At 67.4% G+C, this 17,147-nt stretch carries 11 protein-coding genes and 1 CRISPR repeat array; of the genes, 8 read left to right on the top strand and 3 right to left on the bottom strand.

Going from position 1 to position 17,147, the window contains the following annotated elements:
- Positions 1-362 precede the first annotated feature (362 nt).
- The 5 genes from cas3g (at position 363) to csb2 (ending at position 7,241) form a co-directional block, all read left to right on the top strand.
- Positions 363-3,152, top strand: coding sequence for a type I-G CRISPR-associated helicase/endonuclease Cas3g (cas3g, locus tag JJJ14_RS12430; RefSeq protein WP_201444311.1), 2,790 nt, complete (start codon positions 363-365; stop codon positions 3,150-3,152).
- The gene (locus JJJ14_RS12425; RefSeq protein ID WP_236592848.1) at positions 3,145-4,056 is read left to right on the top strand and encodes a hypothetical protein; all 912 of its coding nucleotides are present in this window, start codon (positions 3,145-3,147) and stop codon (positions 4,054-4,056) included. The genes cas3g and JJJ14_RS12425 overlap by 8 nt, the downstream gene beginning before the upstream one ends.
- Positions 4,057-4,080: 24 nt before the next feature.
- Positions 4,081-4,656, top strand: coding sequence for a type I-E CRISPR-associated protein Cas6/Cse3/CasE (locus JJJ14_RS12420; RefSeq protein WP_201444309.1), 576 nt, complete (start codon positions 4,081-4,083; stop codon positions 4,654-4,656).
- A gap of 64 nt (positions 4,657-4,720) precedes the next feature.
- Positions 4,721-5,932, top strand: coding sequence for a type I-G CRISPR-associated RAMP protein Csb1/Cas7g (cas7g, locus tag JJJ14_RS12415; RefSeq protein WP_201444308.1), 1,212 nt, complete (start codon positions 4,721-4,723; stop codon positions 5,930-5,932).
- On the top strand, positions 5,925-7,241 hold the full coding sequence (gene csb2 / locus JJJ14_RS12410) for a type I-G CRISPR-associated protein Csb2 (RefSeq protein ID WP_101559248.1): 1,317 nt from the start codon (positions 5,925-5,927) through the stop codon (positions 7,239-7,241). The genes cas7g and csb2 overlap by 8 nt, the downstream gene beginning before the upstream one ends.
- Before the next feature lie 18 nt (positions 7,242-7,259).
- Positions 7,260-8,021: direct repeats of the CRISPR family, unit length 28 nt; unit sequence GTCAGCCCCGCGCATGCGGGGGTAGAGG.
- A gap of 384 nt (positions 8,022-8,405) precedes the next feature.
- Here csb2 and JJJ14_RS12405 read toward each other — a convergent pair.
- Entirely contained in the window at positions 8,406-9,962 is a 1,557-nt protein-coding gene (locus JJJ14_RS12405) for a DUF4832 domain-containing protein (protein WP_201444307.1), read from the bottom strand.
- A 260-nt stretch (positions 9,963-10,222) separates the two neighbouring features.
- Here JJJ14_RS12405 and serC point away from each other — a divergent pair, with 260 nt between their 5' ends.
- Positions 10,223-11,302, top strand: coding sequence for a 3-phosphoserine/phosphohydroxythreonine transaminase (gene serC, locus JJJ14_RS12400; RefSeq protein ID WP_003788576.1), 1,080 nt, complete (start codon positions 10,223-10,225; stop codon positions 11,300-11,302).
- 112 nt (positions 11,303-11,414) lie between these two features.
- A complete protein-coding gene (locus JJJ14_RS12395) occupies positions 11,415-12,605 on the top strand; it encodes a phosphoglycerate dehydrogenase (protein ID WP_101559244.1) in 1,191 nt (396 codons plus the stop codon).
- A gap of 172 nt (positions 12,606-12,777) precedes the next feature.
- Here the strand turns inward: JJJ14_RS12395 and JJJ14_RS12390 are convergent, their stop codons facing one another.
- A complete protein-coding gene (locus JJJ14_RS12390; RefSeq protein ID WP_201444306.1) occupies positions 12,778-13,995 on the bottom strand; it encodes a Fic family protein in 1,218 nt (405 codons plus the stop codon).
- A gap of 253 nt (positions 13,996-14,248) precedes the next feature.
- On the bottom strand, positions 14,249-15,010 hold the full coding sequence (locus JJJ14_RS12385) for a DUF4352 domain-containing protein (protein ID WP_201444305.1): 762 nt from the start codon (positions 15,008-15,010) through the stop codon (positions 14,249-14,251).
- A gap of 789 nt (positions 15,011-15,799) precedes the next feature.
- Here JJJ14_RS12385 and JJJ14_RS12380 point away from each other — a divergent pair.
- A complete protein-coding gene (locus JJJ14_RS12380; protein ID WP_236592847.1) occupies positions 15,800-17,080 on the top strand; it encodes a sensor histidine kinase in 1,281 nt (426 codons plus the stop codon).
- Positions 17,081-17,147 lie beyond the last annotated feature (67 nt).

Raw genomic sequence — 17,147 nt, 5'->3', positions numbered from 1 at the left:
TGCCGTACAGCCAAAAGAGTGGGTCTGTGGATAACTCTGGGGTCTGGGAGCGCTGGGTGACGATCAGATTGGTCGTGCCTTCATCGACTATTTGGTCAAGAGTTAATGATCGGTTTGGTCAAGTGTTGTGGTGACCGCTGTGCCCCTCTGGAGCTCTGGTACGGCAACGGGCAGTGACAGGGGGACTCACCGAGTGTAAGATGAGTCTCATCATCGCCGTGCCTCTCAAGGGACGCATCGGCTCCACAGCTGGTGGAGGTGGCGGATTATCAATGGTCCGCATGGAAGTGCTGGCGGTGCAGCCCCAGGGGACTGGGGGTTGAACTTATCTATGGTGATACCAAGTTCTCAGGAGTGTTGATGTGAGCGGCCTCGACTTCACAGACCTCTTCCGCGAGATCACTGGGCATGAGCCCAGGGACTACCAGGTGCGCCTGGCCGAACGACTCGCCCAGGGAGAGCCGCCGTCCCACCTCAGCGTCCCGACCGGGATGGGCAAGACCCTCGCGGTCCTCATCGGATGGCTGTACGCGCTGGCACAGGACGCCGAGCAGGTAAGCCGACGTCGTCGGAGACGGGTGGTCCCCCTGAGACTGCATCTCGTTGTCGACCGGCGTGCCGTCGTCGATGACTCCTTCGAGGCGGCGCAAAGGATCAGGAAGGCGCTCGCAGAAGGTGCAGGTGACCGGTCGACGGTGAGACGCGTGGCCGAGGTGCTGCGCTCGGCTTTCGCGATCCCCGCTGAGGCGGAGGTGCTCGAGGTGCGTCGCCTGCGCGGCGGACTCGCTGATGCTGATCGGGACCTCACGGAGCACACGCGCTACCCCTCCCGGCCGGCCATCATCGTGGGAACACTCGACATGACCGTGTCCCGTCTGCTGTTCCGCGGCTACCAGCTCTCGCCCTACCGCCGCAGCATCGATGCGGCGCTGACGGGGATGGATGCGTTCTGGGTCCTCGACGAGGCACACCTCTCCGAGCAGGCCCTGACCACCTTGTTCGTGCTCCGCAGCGAGGAGAGCAGGCTCGAGGATCGTTGTGGTGGCAGCATCCCGGGCCTGCAGGTCATGCCGATGACGGCGACACCCATGACGCTTCCCGCCCTTCACCGGGGGGCCGACCGGGAACCGACGCCCGGTCTCAGTCTGGACTGGGAGGAGGAGTGCCGCCTGGACCCGCAGTTGGCTGCGCGGTGGGCGCATCGTGACGGTGTTCCGGTGGACGTTCACTGCGTGGAAGGCAAGGCCGTAGCTGCTCTCACGGAGCAGGCATGTAGCCGCGCGAAGGAGCTGAGCCGGGGAGAGTCGCTGGTCGTCTTCTGCAACACTCTGGACACCGTCAAGACGGTCGTGGCCGGGTTGAAGAAGGAGGCCCGAAAGCTGAAGGAGCAGGCTCCTCACGTGGATGTCATGGTCGGTGGGATGCCTGCTCGCCGTGGCGAGCACGTCGTGGAGGGACTCTCCCCTTATCGGACGGGGGCCGAGGGCCGTCAGGACGCGCAGGCCACCGTCGTGGTGGCCACATCGACTCTGGAGGTTGGTGCCGACCTCGACTTCACCCACCTCCTGACGGAGAGCTGCCAGGCCGGCTCCCTGGTGCAGCGCCTGGGACGGGTCAACCGGGTTGGCGCCCGCTCCGACGGCAGCGTGACCATCGTTCACTCCACCACGAGTCAGGACCCGATCCACGGTGGAGCCGCAGACGCCGTCGTCGAGCTGATTGACGGAGCCACCACTCTCGGTGAGGTGGTGAAGCGGCTCGATGACGCTGATGGGCGGGAGGATCTGGTGAACGCGACTCAGGTTCCGGTCGTCATCCCTCCGAATGTCTTCGCCGCCTATCTGCGCACTCTGGGGTCCCGCAACGACGCCCCGGTTCACCCGTGGATCCGGCCGCTGGCCGATCCGCGGCCGGACACATTCATCGTCTTCCGCAAGAGCGTGGGAGACCTTGCCGGGGTCAGTCCCGAGGCCCTCCAGGAGGACCTGACTCGTTGGCGGCCCGATCTTCGAGCCGAGGCCTGGAGCATCCCGCTGAACGATGCTCAGGAGGTAGCGAAACTGGCGGTGAAAACGCAGCCCCTCGTCATCATCGATCCGACGTCGCAGGAGCCGCGCGTCCTTGAGGCCGGGGACTCTCTTCCCGATCTGGTTCCCGGTCAGATCCTCGTCTTGGCGCCGAGTGACGGCAGCAACCCCTATGGACTGGAGAACGCCGGCCGTGACTACTCCGGGCAGCACGTCATGCCCGGCGCCACGGCTGAGGAGGTGTCCAAGGAGCTGGTGTCCCTCGCGACGGGGACGGACCGGGGAATGATCCGGAGGGAGGCGGTCATCCTCACGGACCTGTCCGGGGGTGACCTACGAACTGACGACCCGTACGCCGATCTCCTGGAAGAGACGGCCCTGCTCGCAGTGCCACCGGGTTGGCAGATCGTCGACGACGTCCTTGGCGCCGACAGTGGTCACCCGTGGCTCCGCCTGCGGCTTGTGGAGACCACCACCGAACGTCCCGCGAGCACCGAGGATGACGCCGACGAGCGCACCCTGTGCGGCCACGGAGACCGGGTGGGTGAGCGTGCAGGACAGTGGGCCCGAGCCATCGGCCTGCCCGAGAACCTGGTGGAGGACCTCGTCACGGCCGGGTGTCACCATGACGATGGCAAGGACGATCCCAGGATGCAGGCCGCCCTCGGGGCTGCCGTGGATGAGAGCGGCTTTCTCGTCCTGGAGGATCCGGGGCAGCGGAAGCGTCGAAGGCCGCTGAGCAAGTCTCGGCTCCCTCGCAGGTACTGGAACCGCTCCATGCGCATGGCCGGTGTGCCCTCCGGCTGGAGGCATGAAGCGTTCTCAGCGGATCTCCTCAAGGAGCAGCTGGAAAAAGGTGAGCAGACGGCGCACGATCCTGACCTGGTGATGCATCTGGTTCTCAGCCACCACGGACGCTTCCGAGGTCCAGGACCGGTGTGCTTGCCCGAGCACGGACCAGCTCCACGGCATCAGGACCCGAATGCCCTCTCCTGGGCGGAGGCCATAAGCCGTTTCCACCGTCTCAATGATCGCTACGGCCCCTACACCCTGGCGCTGGTTGAGACGATCCTTCGCCTGGCTGACTGGGACGTCTCGCAAGAACTGGAGCAGAACCATGAGTAGTGCGCCATGCCCTGATGAGCCTGCCGAGTACCGCCTGACTGCGCTGCCGGGAAATCGTGCAGCCTATGTCCTGGCGACCTGGGGACTGGTGTCGCTGCTACCGGAGGCGACGCTCCGCTTTGACGGGGAAGGCGTCCCCGTCGTCGGCTATGGCGGGGATACGGACGAGCTGGTGAATGTGGCCGCTCGTGGCCTGGTGGAGCGAACCTGGGGCCTCGGGGAGGGTGGATTGCGCGGCATCACCACGACGACGCCCAGGCGATCCGCGGTCAACGTCCTGTCACATGCCGGCTGGCAGGCCGCTGACAAGACGAGCGACCTCAGCGCATCCGGACCGGTAGCCGTCTTCGATGCGTCGGTGACGTCGGTCCAGGGTGGGGAGATCAGGAAAACGCAGGACCTCAAAGTTTGGCGTTCCACGTTGACCCTGTTCAGCGGCAAGAGCCATACCGTCAAGTCGGTGCAGGACACCTGGGGGCTCATGGGTGCGTTACGGGCCACTGCCGACGATGTCGTCGCTGCGGGGGCGGCACACCTTGACCGACTGGTGCACGGCGACCTTGCCGTTGCTCGGGCCAAGCCGGGGCTGCGCTTCTCCGCCAGTCAGGTGACTCCACGTATTACCAGTGGATCGGAGGAGTGCGATGTGTACCCGCTCGTGGATCTCCTGGCTTTCTGCGGGCACTTGCTCCTCCAGCCGCGGCAGCGCGAGATGACGCGAGAAGGTCCGGTCAAGGCCCTCTCCTGGGTGCTGCATCCGGTTCCCCTCACGATGGAGGCAATCATCGATCTGCACGAGTCCCCACCGCCCGAACTGCCGTGGCGCCGGTGGACATCCCTCATTCGCGGCACCAACACCGCATCCAGTGTGAGATCGTTCGCGCCCGCTCGCCCCGGGGCATGAGAGAGGAAGAGGTGACAACAACCCATGCCTGATCGCATCGCAGTCCTTCCGCTGGCACAGGCGCTACCGGACCTGGGAACACCGGATGCAGTCCATCGTCTCGCCATGTCGTACTTGCCCGATCTCAGAGGTGCTTCGCGGTCGATTCGCGCAGACCTCGGTGTCCTCTACCGCCTGGCCCTACCAACCGAGTACGGCGGGCAGAAGGGCTCCCTGGTCATCAGATTCCGGGCCGATCTCGATCTGCCCGGAACACAGGCCATTGAGGCGCCGTCAGGGTTTGCTGTTGGTCAGCGCTTCACTGTTCGAGTGGTGGCTGAGAAACGTCATGCCGATGAATCGGGAAAGAACCGCGTTCGCGCCGTCCTCGATGAAGAAGCTCACGGTTGGGCCACCGATTTGCTGGAGCGCCATGGTGTGGGGCTCAGTGAGCTGACGGTCACGCCGAGGTGGTTCGTGGGCCGACGAGGTGGACGCTCCTTCACGCTCCGGGACCTCACCGGCACTGTGAGCAGTATCAGTGAGGTTGGCGCATCCGCCTACCACCAGGGCATCGGGAGGGGAAAGGCCTACGGCTACGGAATGCCCCTGGTGCTATGACGACGTGAATGAGAACTGTATTCGGCCAGCATGACAATAGATATGCAGATGAGGAGATTGAACGATGATGACGGCTCAAGAATTTCGCTCCACCATCGGTGCCCTCATGGAGGAGGGTGCGGTGGCTGGAATCAGCGTGACCAGCAAATACGACTCATTGTCGGGAATGACCGTGACACCTCCGGCGGGCACGATCCGTCAGGACGGCAAGGTTGTCGGCTTCTTTGAAACTGTCGACGATGGGAAGGCGGCCACGATTGATACGTGGGGGTCTCAGGCCTCGCGGTGCGAGGTGCTTCTCGCTAGTCGCTTCAGAGGAGGACCCAGCACTCTTGCCGAGGTGCTGGGGTTTCCCCTGGTGGTCCTCGTCGATGAGGAAGGGGAGGTGCTGACCACCTCAGCGGAGCTCTCCCACCGGCAGGCCGACGCCACCTGGAGGCTCATACGAGACGAGCTCACCGCCAAGGGGGTCGATTTCGAGGGAATTCAGAATGCCACCCGCTCCCAGCCGGATGCCCTGCTCACTGGATTCCCCACAGCGATCCCCTTCGGATGGTGGCACTCGCAGACGAAGCGCTCCCAGAAGGCTGCAGACAAAGCCAATCAGGGAGGCAACAAAGAGGGGGGTAAGAACGCTCGTGAGCTGAATGCGACGCGAGACAAATATCTTGGTTACTACGTCATGAATCCTGCGGAGTCGCGTTCCGCGAGACTGTTCACATCGGAGATTATCGCGACCGGAGTGTCTGAGCGCCTCCGTATGGCCGGGAAGACGGATTCGCTTTTTGCGGGAGTTGCTAAAGAAGTGAAGATTCAGGGGGTGGAGTTGTCCAACTTAGGGCTGGGGTCGATGCCTCCCACCAAGGTAACTAAGGCTCCTTCTGACCTCACTTACAAATTCATCAAGGGGAAGGCTTTCTTCTCCCTCGCGGGGTTGAGGACATTCGCCTTCTCTCGCCCGGAGCCTGCGCGAGCCCTGGTGGTCAGCCTTACCCTGCTGCTGTACCGACTGCTACAGGAACGGCTGGACCTGCGCGCAGGGGCGGAGCTGCGTCTGTGTGAACCGGGCCTCGAGGTCAAGGTCGAGAGGCATGGAGCGCCCTCCGAACCCCTCGCACTGCCGGAGGTCGACGAGCTGGTGGACCTCGTACGTGACCTGGGCCAGGAGATCGGTTGGAACGGCGCCACCGTTGTCACGATCACCCACGACTCCCCGCTGGGAAAGATCATCCTGGACGTCGACGGGCGCAAGACCGACGGACGCAGCGATGAGTGATCTGACCATCACGGCCTCGTTCCCCCTCGGAGAGTTCAACGCGCACGACGGAGAGGGGCGCGCTGAATGGCCGCCGGCTCCAGCGCGGGTACTGGCCGCGATGCTGTCTGCCGCCCATGGCCTCGGAGAAGGCGTTTCCGAGGTTGAGGCTCTCTTTCGATGTCCTTCTCCACGGATCACCGCCCCTCCGGCCGGTGAGCGTCAGATCGGCTACCGGCGGTGGGTCCCTGTCAACAATGAGCTGAAGATGGACAAAAACGGTTCTCCGACCGGGATTGTCGACCGAAACGACCGCCTCCTGGAGAAGCAGGCGAAGGATCCCGAGTGCGGCATGATGGTCGCTACCGGCCCGAGCGACATCGTGCGTTGGACCTTCGCCGCCGATGGTCCGGTCGATCTGGGCGTTCTGCAGAAGGTGGCGCGATCCGTAGGGTACCTCGGGCGTCCGACCTCACCTGTGCTGCTCGACGTCGTCGACGGTGCTGTCGAGGTGCCACCTGGCCATTCCTGTTGGGAACCGGACCCGACGGGCTGGATTCAACTCCGGGTGGGAACAGAAGAACTTCTGGCTGCTTTGGACGCCCGAGAGGAGGAGCGGCGCCGCAGCACCGTGACGGGGACGCATCCGTATATGAGCGTGCGACCCACCTATCCTTATCGGCTCGTGGGTAGGAGGTCGGGTGACGGGGCTGCGCCTGATACTCGGGAGCTGCTACGCACGTGCTCGCTCTACCGAATGCCCCACAGTGGGCGACAAGGTGCAGTTCTGGTGCATGCCGCTGACGCTGCTCTCGTCACGGAGCAGCTGCGAGACTCCCTTGGGGAGGCGGGCTGGATGCTGCCACTCATCGGTGGGTTGGGTCGCCGTCACCTGCCCGTCCTGCGGGGGGTGCTCGTGGCCGGGGGTTCTCGGCTTGCCTCCGTGGGACTTGCGGTGAGAACGGGGGTGGTGGAGGCCAGACTCGCCGAGACCAGGACATTGGCTTCCCTGCCTCGAGTTCTGCGGGCCGCTACGGCTCCTTCGTTACGGTGGACCACTGTTGTGCCGACGGCGGAAGAGCCTGAACGCATTGTGTCCTTGTTGGAGGAATGCGCCTCGGGGCTCGGCTGCAGACTTGTTGGGGCTGAGCGTCACTCCGACTCACGAAGCGACGGAGGTGTCGATGGGCAGGAGGATAACGGGCGCTGGCACGTTTCGGTCGCCTTCGACGCGGAGGTGCCCGGGCCGGTGGTCTTTGACGGCGCCCTCATGGTTCCCCTGGGGGCCACCACCTTGACAGTGAACCCACGGCGACCCCGAACCGACTAATACCGCAGGTCAGCAAGTGTCAGCCCCGCGCATGCGGGGGTAGAGGGGAGATGACGCCGCTGACGCCTGAGGACACTGCGTCAGCCCCGCGCATGCGGGGGTAGAGGCGCGGTCTTGACGAACTGCTCCGGATCTGCGGCGGTCAGCCCCGCGCATGCGGGGGTAGAGGCGGCGGCGACCACATCCACATCATGGTCAATGTGTCAGCCCCGCGCATGCGGGGGTAGAGGGTCGGTGGTGCTCAACAACATCATCTTTCACCTGGTCAGCCCCGCGCACGCGGGGGTGGAGGCGTCCGCCCGATCAGGTCGGAGGCGCTGAACGCGTCAGCCCCGCGCATGCGGGGGTAGAGGGGGTCTTGAGTCGGAGGAGGAGTGGCGGCGCCGGTCAGCCCCGCGCATGCGGGGGTAGAGGCGATCCTGTTGGCCGCGACCTTCGCCCGTTACGGTCAGCCCCGCGCATGCGGGGGTAGAGGTGATGTCGCCGAGAAGGTTCAGCGCAACGGCGTGTCAGCCCCGCGCATGCGGGGGTAGAGGCGCCACCGGGCGCACCAACGGCGCTAAGGATGTGTCAGCCCCGCGCATGCGGGGGTAGAGGCATCGACATCGAGGGTGGGCCGGACTCCTCGGAGTCAGCCCCGCGTATGCGGGGGTAGAGGGGCTGATGAGCTCCAGGCAACGCTCAACATGGTATCAGCCCCGCGCACGCGGGGGTAGAGGGTCCACGACGGCGGCCGAGCTCGTGCTCGCCCTGTCAGCCCCGCGTATGCGGGGGTCTAGACAGGTCATGCGGCTGACGCTGTCATGGGCAGGACCTGAGGTGAGGGCACCCGGTCCCACCACTGAGACCACGCAAGACCTCGCGGAGTCGAGCCCGTCGGCAGCTCAGTGTCCACGGTGCTGACATTAGCGGTCCCGCCGTCGAGGCGCCCAGCAGGAATCGTTGGAATTCCAAGGCTCCATCTCGGCTCGCGACGTCGGTGCGGCGTTAATGTCAGCGTCGTGGACACTGACGCCCCGCCAGGCCGCTGTCAGCGACCGGCCCCTCAGCCGGCCGTGACCTCGAAGGCTCCGACCCGCCCTGCGATCCCCGCTGCCAGGTCCTCGATCCCCCGGCCCCGGGTGGGGGCCGGGCGCCCGCCGGGACTCCGCCGTCGGGCCCCGCCTACTTGGTGGGGGTGCGGCCCAGGGTGAGGTAGCCGGGAAGCGTCTGGTCCTGGCCGGCGCTGGAGAAGCGCAGCGGCTGGCCCGAGTCCAGCGGGTTGACCACGCGCACCAGGATCGTGTTCTGTCCGGCCGGGTCCGCCGGGAGCTGCCCGGAGAAGGTCTGGGACTTGCCGACCGCGACCTTGCGCAGGTCGCCGCTGAGCGTGGTGCGCCCGACCTCCATGCCGTTGGAGGTGTTGATGGCCACCGCCTCCACGTTCCAGTTGTAGTAGAAGGGCGCCACCCCGTTGTTGGCGATCTGCACCTCGACCTTGCCGTTGCGCATCCGCCAGCGCGCCACCGCCAGGTCGTAGCCGGTCTCGGCGGAGGCCTGCACGGTCCGCTCGCGCTCGGAGCCGTTGAGGGTCGTGGTGAAGGCCCAGTTGTCCACCAGCCAGCTCGCGTGCGTGGCCTTGATGGAGGCGTTGATGTCCACCGTTCCTCCGTTGGAGCCCGAGGCCATGCAGCTGCCCGGGTTGCGCACGGAGCACTCCTGGATGCCCGGGTAGACCTCGCCGCCGATGGGGTGCTGCTGCCAGGCCTGGTCCGCCCTGGCCTCCTTCAGCTTCGGCAGGAAGTGCCAGTCGGCGGTGTCCATCGTCGCGTAGCCGAAGGAGTCGTCGTGGTAGCCGACCCCGTGCTTGACCGTCTCCGCGGACGGGTAGCGCGCCAGCGTCGGCGTCACCTGGAAGGCGCTGCCCCAGGTGTCAACGAGGGTGTTCTGGTTCGCCGCCGACGGCATCCAGTTCTCGCCGGAGGGGTTCTCGCCGGAGACCTTGCCGTTCATCGGGTAGGTGTGCCCCTCGCCCCAGAAGCCCACCAGGCCGTGGGTGATGAAGGCCAGGCGCGGGTCGCCGTCGTACTGCTGGCCCAGGGCCGAGATGAAGCCGGTGAGCATCGACATCATCTCGGGGTCGTTGTAGTCCGGCGCCAGCGACTGGCCCGGCGCGTTGCCGTGGAACGTGTAGTCGTGGGTCGGCACCGCGTGGGAACTCAGCAGGTAGGCCGGGATGCCGCTGGGGCGCCCGGGGTAGTCGACGTAGAAGCGCAGCACCGCCTGGTGCCCGCGCGAGGCGATGGCATTGAGGTGCGCATCGAGCCTGTCCCACGAGTACGAGCCGGGCCCGGCGACGACGTCACTGACCGGCAGCGTCAGCCACTCCATCGTGTGGGGCGGGGCGTTCTCCTGCAGCGCCGGCGAGTGGGAGGCGTCCGCCGGCGCGAAGGGCATCATCCCCTTGAGCGGGTTAGCCTCCGGTGTGGCCGCCGCGGAGACCTCGATCCAGGCCCGGTTGCAGTTGCAGGCCCGGAACCCGGTGGCCAGGGACACCACGGCGACGAGCGCCATGAGGATGGCGCCCAAGCGCGGCTTGCGCCCCCTGCGGAGCCGGTCGAGCACCTGGTGTCCCAGGGAGGGCGTGCGATCGGAACCTGGGCCGTGCGATTGCTGCGCGGCCGCCGACGTGGAGCCGGAAGCTGCTGCAGAAGTGGTCTCGTCGTGCTGTGAAGCGATCATAAAAACTTGTCAGGTAGGGACTTGGGCGTGGGTAAACCCTACCGGCCAGTTGAGCGGTCCACCTGTGCTATCGCTGACAACGTGCTCGGTTGACGGGGTGAAGGGCCTGTGCCACCCGTGCTTTTGGAGGACATGAGAATTTCGTGTTGTGCCGCGTTCTGGCCGCATTCCGGCAGCGTTCCGGCAGCGGTCCGACGTCGGCGGGCGACGCCATGCGGGACGACATTGCCGCCGCGCGCATAAGCGGCCATGATGACTCCGTGCGCGTTTTCAATTTCTCCGCCGGTCCCGCCCAGCTCCCCCTACCCGTCCTCGAGCAGGCCGCCTCCGAGCTCACCAGCTGGGGCGGATCGGGAATGTCCGTCCTGGAGGTCTCCCACCGCGGAGCGGACTTCGTGGCCTGCGCGGCCGACGCCGAGGCCACCCTGCGCCGCCTCCTGTCCGTCCCCGACAACTACCGCGTGCTCTTCCTCCAGGGCGGGGCCAGCGCCCAGTTCGCCGGCATCCCCCTCAACCTGACCGCCCCCGGCGACACGGTCGCCTACCTCAACACCGGCCAGTGGTCAGCCAAGGCCATCAAGCAGGCCGGCGCCTATGAGCTCGACGTCGTCGTGCCCGCCGATGAGGCTGCCTCCTCCTACACGACCACCCCCGAGCCCGGCTCCTTCACGGTGCCCGAGGCCGCCCGCTACCTGCACTACACGCCTAACGAGACCATCGGCGGCGTCGAGTTCGACTACGTGCCCGAGGCCGGCGAGGTCCCGCTGGTGGCCGACTTCTCCTCCACGATCCTTTCGCGGCCCATCGACGTCTCCCGCTACGGCCTCATCTACGCCGGGGCTCAGAAGAACATGGGGCCCTCGGGCCTGGCCGTCGTCATCGTGCGCGAGGACCTGCTGGGGCGGGCCCGCCCGGTGACCCCCACCGTCCTGGACTACCAGAAGATGGCCGACGCCGACTCCATGCTCAACACGCCCCCCACCTTCGCCATCTACCTGCTGGGGCTCATCGGCCACTGGATCGAGGACGGCGGCGGCCTGGAGGCGATGGCCGAGCGCAACCGCGCCAAGGCCGAGCTCCTCTACGGCTACATCGACTCCTCCGACTTCTACGCCAACCCCGTTCAGGAGCGCTCGCGGTCCTGGATGAACGTGCCCTTCACCCTGGCCGACCCCGCCCGCGACGCCGACTTCCTGGCCGGCGCCGAGGCCGCCGGGCTCACCAACCTCAAGGGGCACCGCTCCGTGGGCGGCATGCGCGCCTCCATCTACAACGCCATGCCGATCGAGGGCGTTCGCGCCCTCATCGACTACATGACCGACTTCGCCGCCCGGGCCTGAGCGCCCGCCGTCCTGGCCGTCTCGCCTGGCCTGCGGGCCCGATCACCCGCCCGCGCGCCCAGTCGCCCGTCACAACCTTCCCCACCCGGACCGCTCTGCAGAAAGTACTTCCGTGACCACCAGCAGCGTTGACCACAAGTTCCGTATCCGCACCCTCAACGCCATCTCCGGAGCCGGCCTGTCCCGCCTGCCCGACGAGCTCTACGAGGTCGGCGGCTCCGTGGAGGAGCCCGATGCCCTCCTGGTGCGCTCGGCCAAGCTCCACGACACCCCCATCGAGGAGTCGGTCCTGGCCGTGGCCCGGGCCGGTGCCGGCACGAACAACATCCCGGTCGAGGCGCTCACCGAGCGCGGTGTGCCCGTGTTCAACACCCCTGGCGCCAACGCCAACGCCGTCAAGGAGCTGGTCCTGGCGGGCCTGTTCATCGCCTCGCGCAACCTCATCCCGGCGGCCCGCTTCGCGCACACCCTCGAGGGTGACGACGCCGAGATCGCCAAGGCCGTCGAGGCCGGCAAGAAGCAGTTCGTCGGATTCGAGCTGCCCGGCCGCACGCTCGGCGTCATCGGCCTGGGGGCCATCGGCGTGCAGGTGGCCAACGCCGCCCTGGGGCTGGGGCTCAATGTCGTCGGCTTCGACCCGGGAATCTCCGTGGAGCACGCCTGGCACCTGAGCGCCGAGGTCGAGCGGGCCGACTCCATGGAGGAGGTCTTCCGCCGCGCCGACATCCTCACCGTTCACGTGCCCCTCATCCCCGCCACCCGCGGACTGGTGAGCACCCAGCGCCTGGCCCTCATGAAGGAGACCGCGGTGCTGCTCAACTTCGCGCGCGCCGAGATCGTTGACACCGACGCCGTCGTGGCCGCCCTGGACGAGGGCACGCTGCGCGGCTACGTGTGCGACTTCCCCTCCACGCAGGTCCACAAGCACCCCAAGTGCATCTCCCTGCCGCACCTGGGCGCCTCCACCAAGGAGGCCGAGCGCAACTGCGCCATCATGGCCGCCGATTCCCTGCGCGGCTTCCTCGAGGACGGGCAGGTCCACAACTCGGTGAACTTCCCCGAGGCCGTCATGGCGCGTCAGGAGGGCACGCACCGGCTCGTCATCGTCAACCGCAACGTGCCCAACATGGTCGGCCAGGTCTCCACGATCGTGGCCCAGCACGGGCAGAACATCGCCAACCTGCTCAACAAGTCACGCGGCGAGCTGGCGGTGACGCTGGTCGACGTCGAGGGCGAGATCGAGCCCAAGGTTCTTGAGGAGCTGCGCGCGATCGACGGCGTGCTGTCGGCGCGCTGCATCTAAGCCGGGGGCCCGCGCGGCCGGGGACGTCTCGCGCGTGCGGGGACATTCTCTTTCGGCCGGGGACCTCTCGCGCGTGCGGGGACGGGATTGCTGTCCCCGACGGCGTCGAACGCCCCCGGCCGGAAGGACACGCACCCGGCTGCGTGGAATGTCCCCGCCGTGACGACGTCCGTCAGACGTCCGCGGGAGCCTGCCGGCGCCCGAGTCCCTCGGCCACATCATCCATGAGGTCCAGGACGTCCTGAGCCCTCCAGGCTCGGCGGCCCCGGGAGACCTGGTAGCCCCGAAGGATGCCTGCGGTCTCCAGACGCTCCAGCGCGCGCCGCGCCGCCTGCTCCGACACTCCCGCCGCGGCGGCCGCCCCGCGAACATCCGTCACCGGCTGGGAGACCAGATGACGTACGAGGTCACGGTCGGGGGTCCCAGCACGGGAGGACACACGAGCTTGCATCTGCCTGTGCACGTCGTCGAGCTCCCGGCCCGCCCAGGCCCCGAGCTCCGCGGCGCGCTGCGCCGCATCAATGAACAGCTCGACCATTGCTAGCGGCGCCCCTGCTCGGTACTTGTCCAGGGCTCGGAAGTAGGTCCCCACATTGGTCAGGAGGATCGCCGACAGCGGCAGCGGCGCGTTGAGGGACAGTCCTTCCCCCGACAGGATGACGTGAATCAGCGCCCGCCCGGTGCGGCCGTTGCCATCTGCGAAAGGATGGATCGTCTCCAGCTGGGCGTGCGCCAGCGCCGCCTTGGTCAAGGGCGGCAGGTCTGAGCGCCGCAAGAAGGAGAGCAGATCCTCCAGTGCGCTCGGGACTCGTTCATGGTGAGGAGGGACGAACATGGCGCCTGCCGGGGACAGGTCCGAGCCACCGATCCATACCGGTTCTTGCCGGAGACGGCCTGCGATGGTCGGGGCGGAGTCCCCCAGCAGGGCCTGATGCATGGACAGCAGGGAGCTGAGGCCCAGGGGCCAGGGTGCTGCGGTGGCCGTCTCCATCGCTCGGGTGTTGGCCACGATGAGGGCGGCGTTTCCGCTGCTGCGGTCGCTGCCGAAGGTCTCCTCCTCCACGATGCGGCGTGCCGACGACGTCAGGTGCTCAATGCGCGAGGACGCGCTCGACTCACTGCGCAGAAGTAGGGGTGTGAAGGGAAGCAGGGCGCAGGCCGCCGTCGTATCGAAGCGCGTGATGGCGGACACCGCAGCCGCTTCACGTGCCATGACCTCGGTGGGGAGCTCGACCGCGGCGTCGGCGATGTTCGGTACGACGGCCGAGTCGTAGGAGCGTGGCAGACGAGAGCGTTGCCGAGCGCTGAGGGCAGCACCGTCCCGGGGGCGCCAGGGCAAGGTCTCCCAGGTCACGCGCGGCCATGAGGCAGTGGCGGCTGCATGAACCATTTCTGACACCCCCGGTTAATCCGATGACAGTTCACCACCATAAGTGTCAACAGAATGTGTGTCGACTCTTTTCCGTACTGCGGCCGGGGACATTTCTGTGCGGCCGGGGACAGGTGACGCGTGCGGGGACGGGATTGCTGTCCCCGACGGCGTCGAATGCCCCTGGCGGGAAGGACACGCACCCGGCCGCGTGGAATGTCCCCGGCCGGTGGGGTCCGCACGTGCCAGATGCACCTGCGGACCCCGTGGGATGTCAGAGGTTGTTGATCCAGGCCCGGCGGTGCCCGAACAGCGAGAGTGTGGGCTTGTAAAGGAGCACGTACTGCCCTCCGGCCGACACGTCGGCATCGAAGCAGACATCGCCGCTGACCGAGCCGCCCGCGATGAGCGTGGATGAGGACAGGTGGTTGCTCGACCCCAGGAAGCCGCTGTTGCTGATCGCCCCGGCCGGGTTCTGCAACGTGAAGTCGAAGGCATTGACGTCCAGGGTGTTCTTGGAGCCGTTGGTGATCGTGATGGTCGAACAGGCGGTGGGACCCAGGGTGGCGTCACCCGCGGCCACCGGTGTGGCGCTCACCTTGATGCCGCCGTCGTCAATCGTGTCACCGGCGTTTCCGACGACGTCGTCGCTCTGCTTCCCGGGGAAGCTCAGTGCGGAGTCCGACTTCTCGGCATCCTTTGCCGGTTCCTGCTGCCGGGGGCTGGGGGCGGCTGCGGAGTCCTGGCCGGCGGTTGCTTGAGCGGGTGCGCTGGCCATCGACTGGATGGACGGCAGGGTGGCGGCGGTAGTGCTCGAGTTCCCCGAGCCCCCACCGCCGTTGAGTGCGGAGGCGATCATGCCGACGGCGACGAAGGCGCCGATACCGGTGAGGATCTTGTGCCGGGCGAACCAGGAGCGCTTCGGCTCGGGGGCGGGGAAGCCCATGCCTGCGGCCGGGGCGGGGAAGCCCACGGCGGGGACACCGGAGGGGACACCGGCGGGTGAGGAAGGGACTGGGTTGACGGGGCTGGTCATGATGGGTCCTTCGAGATGCGGGAGGTGAGGCACTGAGCGGGATGCGGCAGTGCCCATCACGGTGTGTCGTCACCGGAGCTGACGGGATCAGCTGACGGGAACAACGATGGCCCCGGCCGTGCGGCGCGCACATCGACCGATGAGTCCGAGGCGGCCGTCCTAAAGGGCACTCATCGCGACTGTCCAAAAGGACGATGCCTCCCTCGCCGTAGCGCCCGAATCGTGTCCTATCGGGCGATCATGCGTGTCAGTGCCCGGTTCTACAGTGAGCACATGTCAGTCCCCACCTACCCGCCCACTCCTGGACCCGGCACCCCACCCGTGTCGGGCTGGAGCGGTAGCCCTGGGGGTGGTCGGACTGAGCCCACTGCGCCCGCCTTCGGGGCGCGGGCCCTGCCATACCCGCCGATCCCACCGGCCTACCCCTACCCCTCCCATCCGGGATATCCGGGGTACCAGGGGTACGCGGGACTCTCCCCGCATCCCTCATACCCCGCTCCTTCCGCTGCTCCCGGCACTCCTGCGGCGTCGGACCCGCGCCTCCGCCCCCCGATGACTGCGGTTCCCTCCACCCCTGTGCCGTACGCGCCTGTAAGACCGGCTCCGTCGTTCACGCAGTCCCTGTCCCCGTCACAACGTCGCACTCTCGGGACTGTCCTCGCAATCCTGCGATCCCTGAGCCTCTTCGCCCTGTGCCTGCTCGCCTCCATGTGTGCACTGGGGTACCACTTCGGTCATGAGCAGGCTCTCAAGATAAGCAACCCAGTTCTTGATGTCACAGGGTTTGTGGTGGGGCTGGCGCTCCTCGTGACGGTCTTCCTGCGCCGGCGCTGGCCGATGCCCATCACGGTCGCCTCGGCGCTCGCGGGTATCGCGGTCTACCTGGACACCACGGTGGGACTCATCGCCTTCACCACAGTAGTCCGCCGGGCCCGGTCCCTGCGCGACCCCTTGCCCTGGGCCACGGGCGCGCTGCTCGCTACCGGCACCCTGGTGTCGCTCTTCCGGGATGCGAGCCAGGGCTCCACCGGGAACTCGATGATCGGCGCCATCGTCAATGCCTCGCCCGATCCTGGCGCCGTGACCCACGTGTCGGTGATGCAGGTGCTGTTCCTCGCGGTGGTGGCCATGTCCCTGCCGGTCGGCGTCGGGCTGTGGCTGCGCGCGCGTGACGGGGAGAAGAAGGCCCGACATCGCGCCCAGGAGGCGGCCGACGCATCAGCGCGGGCCGAGCGCGCCGCCCAGGAGCAGACCCGGACCTCCACCCGGTTGGCGGACACCGTCAGCCTGCAGGCTGAGCGTGAGCGGGTGGCTCGCGAGGTGCATGACGGACTCGGCCACCGCCTGTCGCTGCTCGCCCTCCACGCCGCCGCCCTGGAGCAGGGCGTCCTGGAGACGTCGGAGAGCTCGAATGCCCCGGAGGGCTCGCAGGCCCCGGACTCAGCCGGCGCCGTCGGTGAGGACGATCCGCGGGCCGCCGCCCAGCGCGTGCGACAGGAGGCCCAGGGCGCCATGCGGGACCTGCGTTCCCTGCTCGCCGTGCTGCGCGAGCCGGTGGGGGCGGTCGAGCCCGCCCCGCGCCTGGAGGACCTCAGAGAGGTGGTGGACGGGGTCCTTGCCGCCCGTCAGCCGCTGAGTTCCTCGATCTACCTCGACCGCGCTGCGCAGGCCGATGAGGTGCTTTCGCGAGCCGTCTACCGGATCGTCCAGGAGTCCCTGACCAACGCCCGCAAGCACTCGCCCGGTACGAGTGTGCAGCTGCGCGTCGAGGGCGGTCCGGACACCGGTATCGACATCACCTGCTCCAACCGGATCTCTCGGACCGAGCCGGAGGCTCACACGGCAGAGGCCAGTGAGGCGCCTCAGACCTCGGGTACTGACCGAGGCGCGGCGTCAGGACCCGGAGTCGTCGTCGGTGACCTCCAGGGCGGCTCGGGCCTGCGCGGCATGGCCCAGCGGGCGGCGATCTGTGGCGGTACGTTCCATGCCGGCCCCGACGGTCAGGGCAGGTTCGTCGTGAGCGCGCACCTGCCCTGGCGCTCGGCGGAGTCGCCCCGTACCGGTCGGTGAGCGGCCGCCAACCAGTATCTGCACAGCCCGAGATCGGAGACACCAGTCGGCGCGCAGTTCACGGGGC

This window comes from Actinomyces sp. HMT 175, from assembly GCF_016694895.1.
In the GTDB taxonomy this organism is placed as follows: domain Bacteria; phylum Actinomycetota; class Actinomycetes; order Actinomycetales; family Actinomycetaceae; genus Actinomyces; species Actinomyces oris.
The sequence above is the reverse complement of the archived record's forward strand: the minus strand, read 5'-3'. Positions and strand labels throughout refer to the sequence as shown.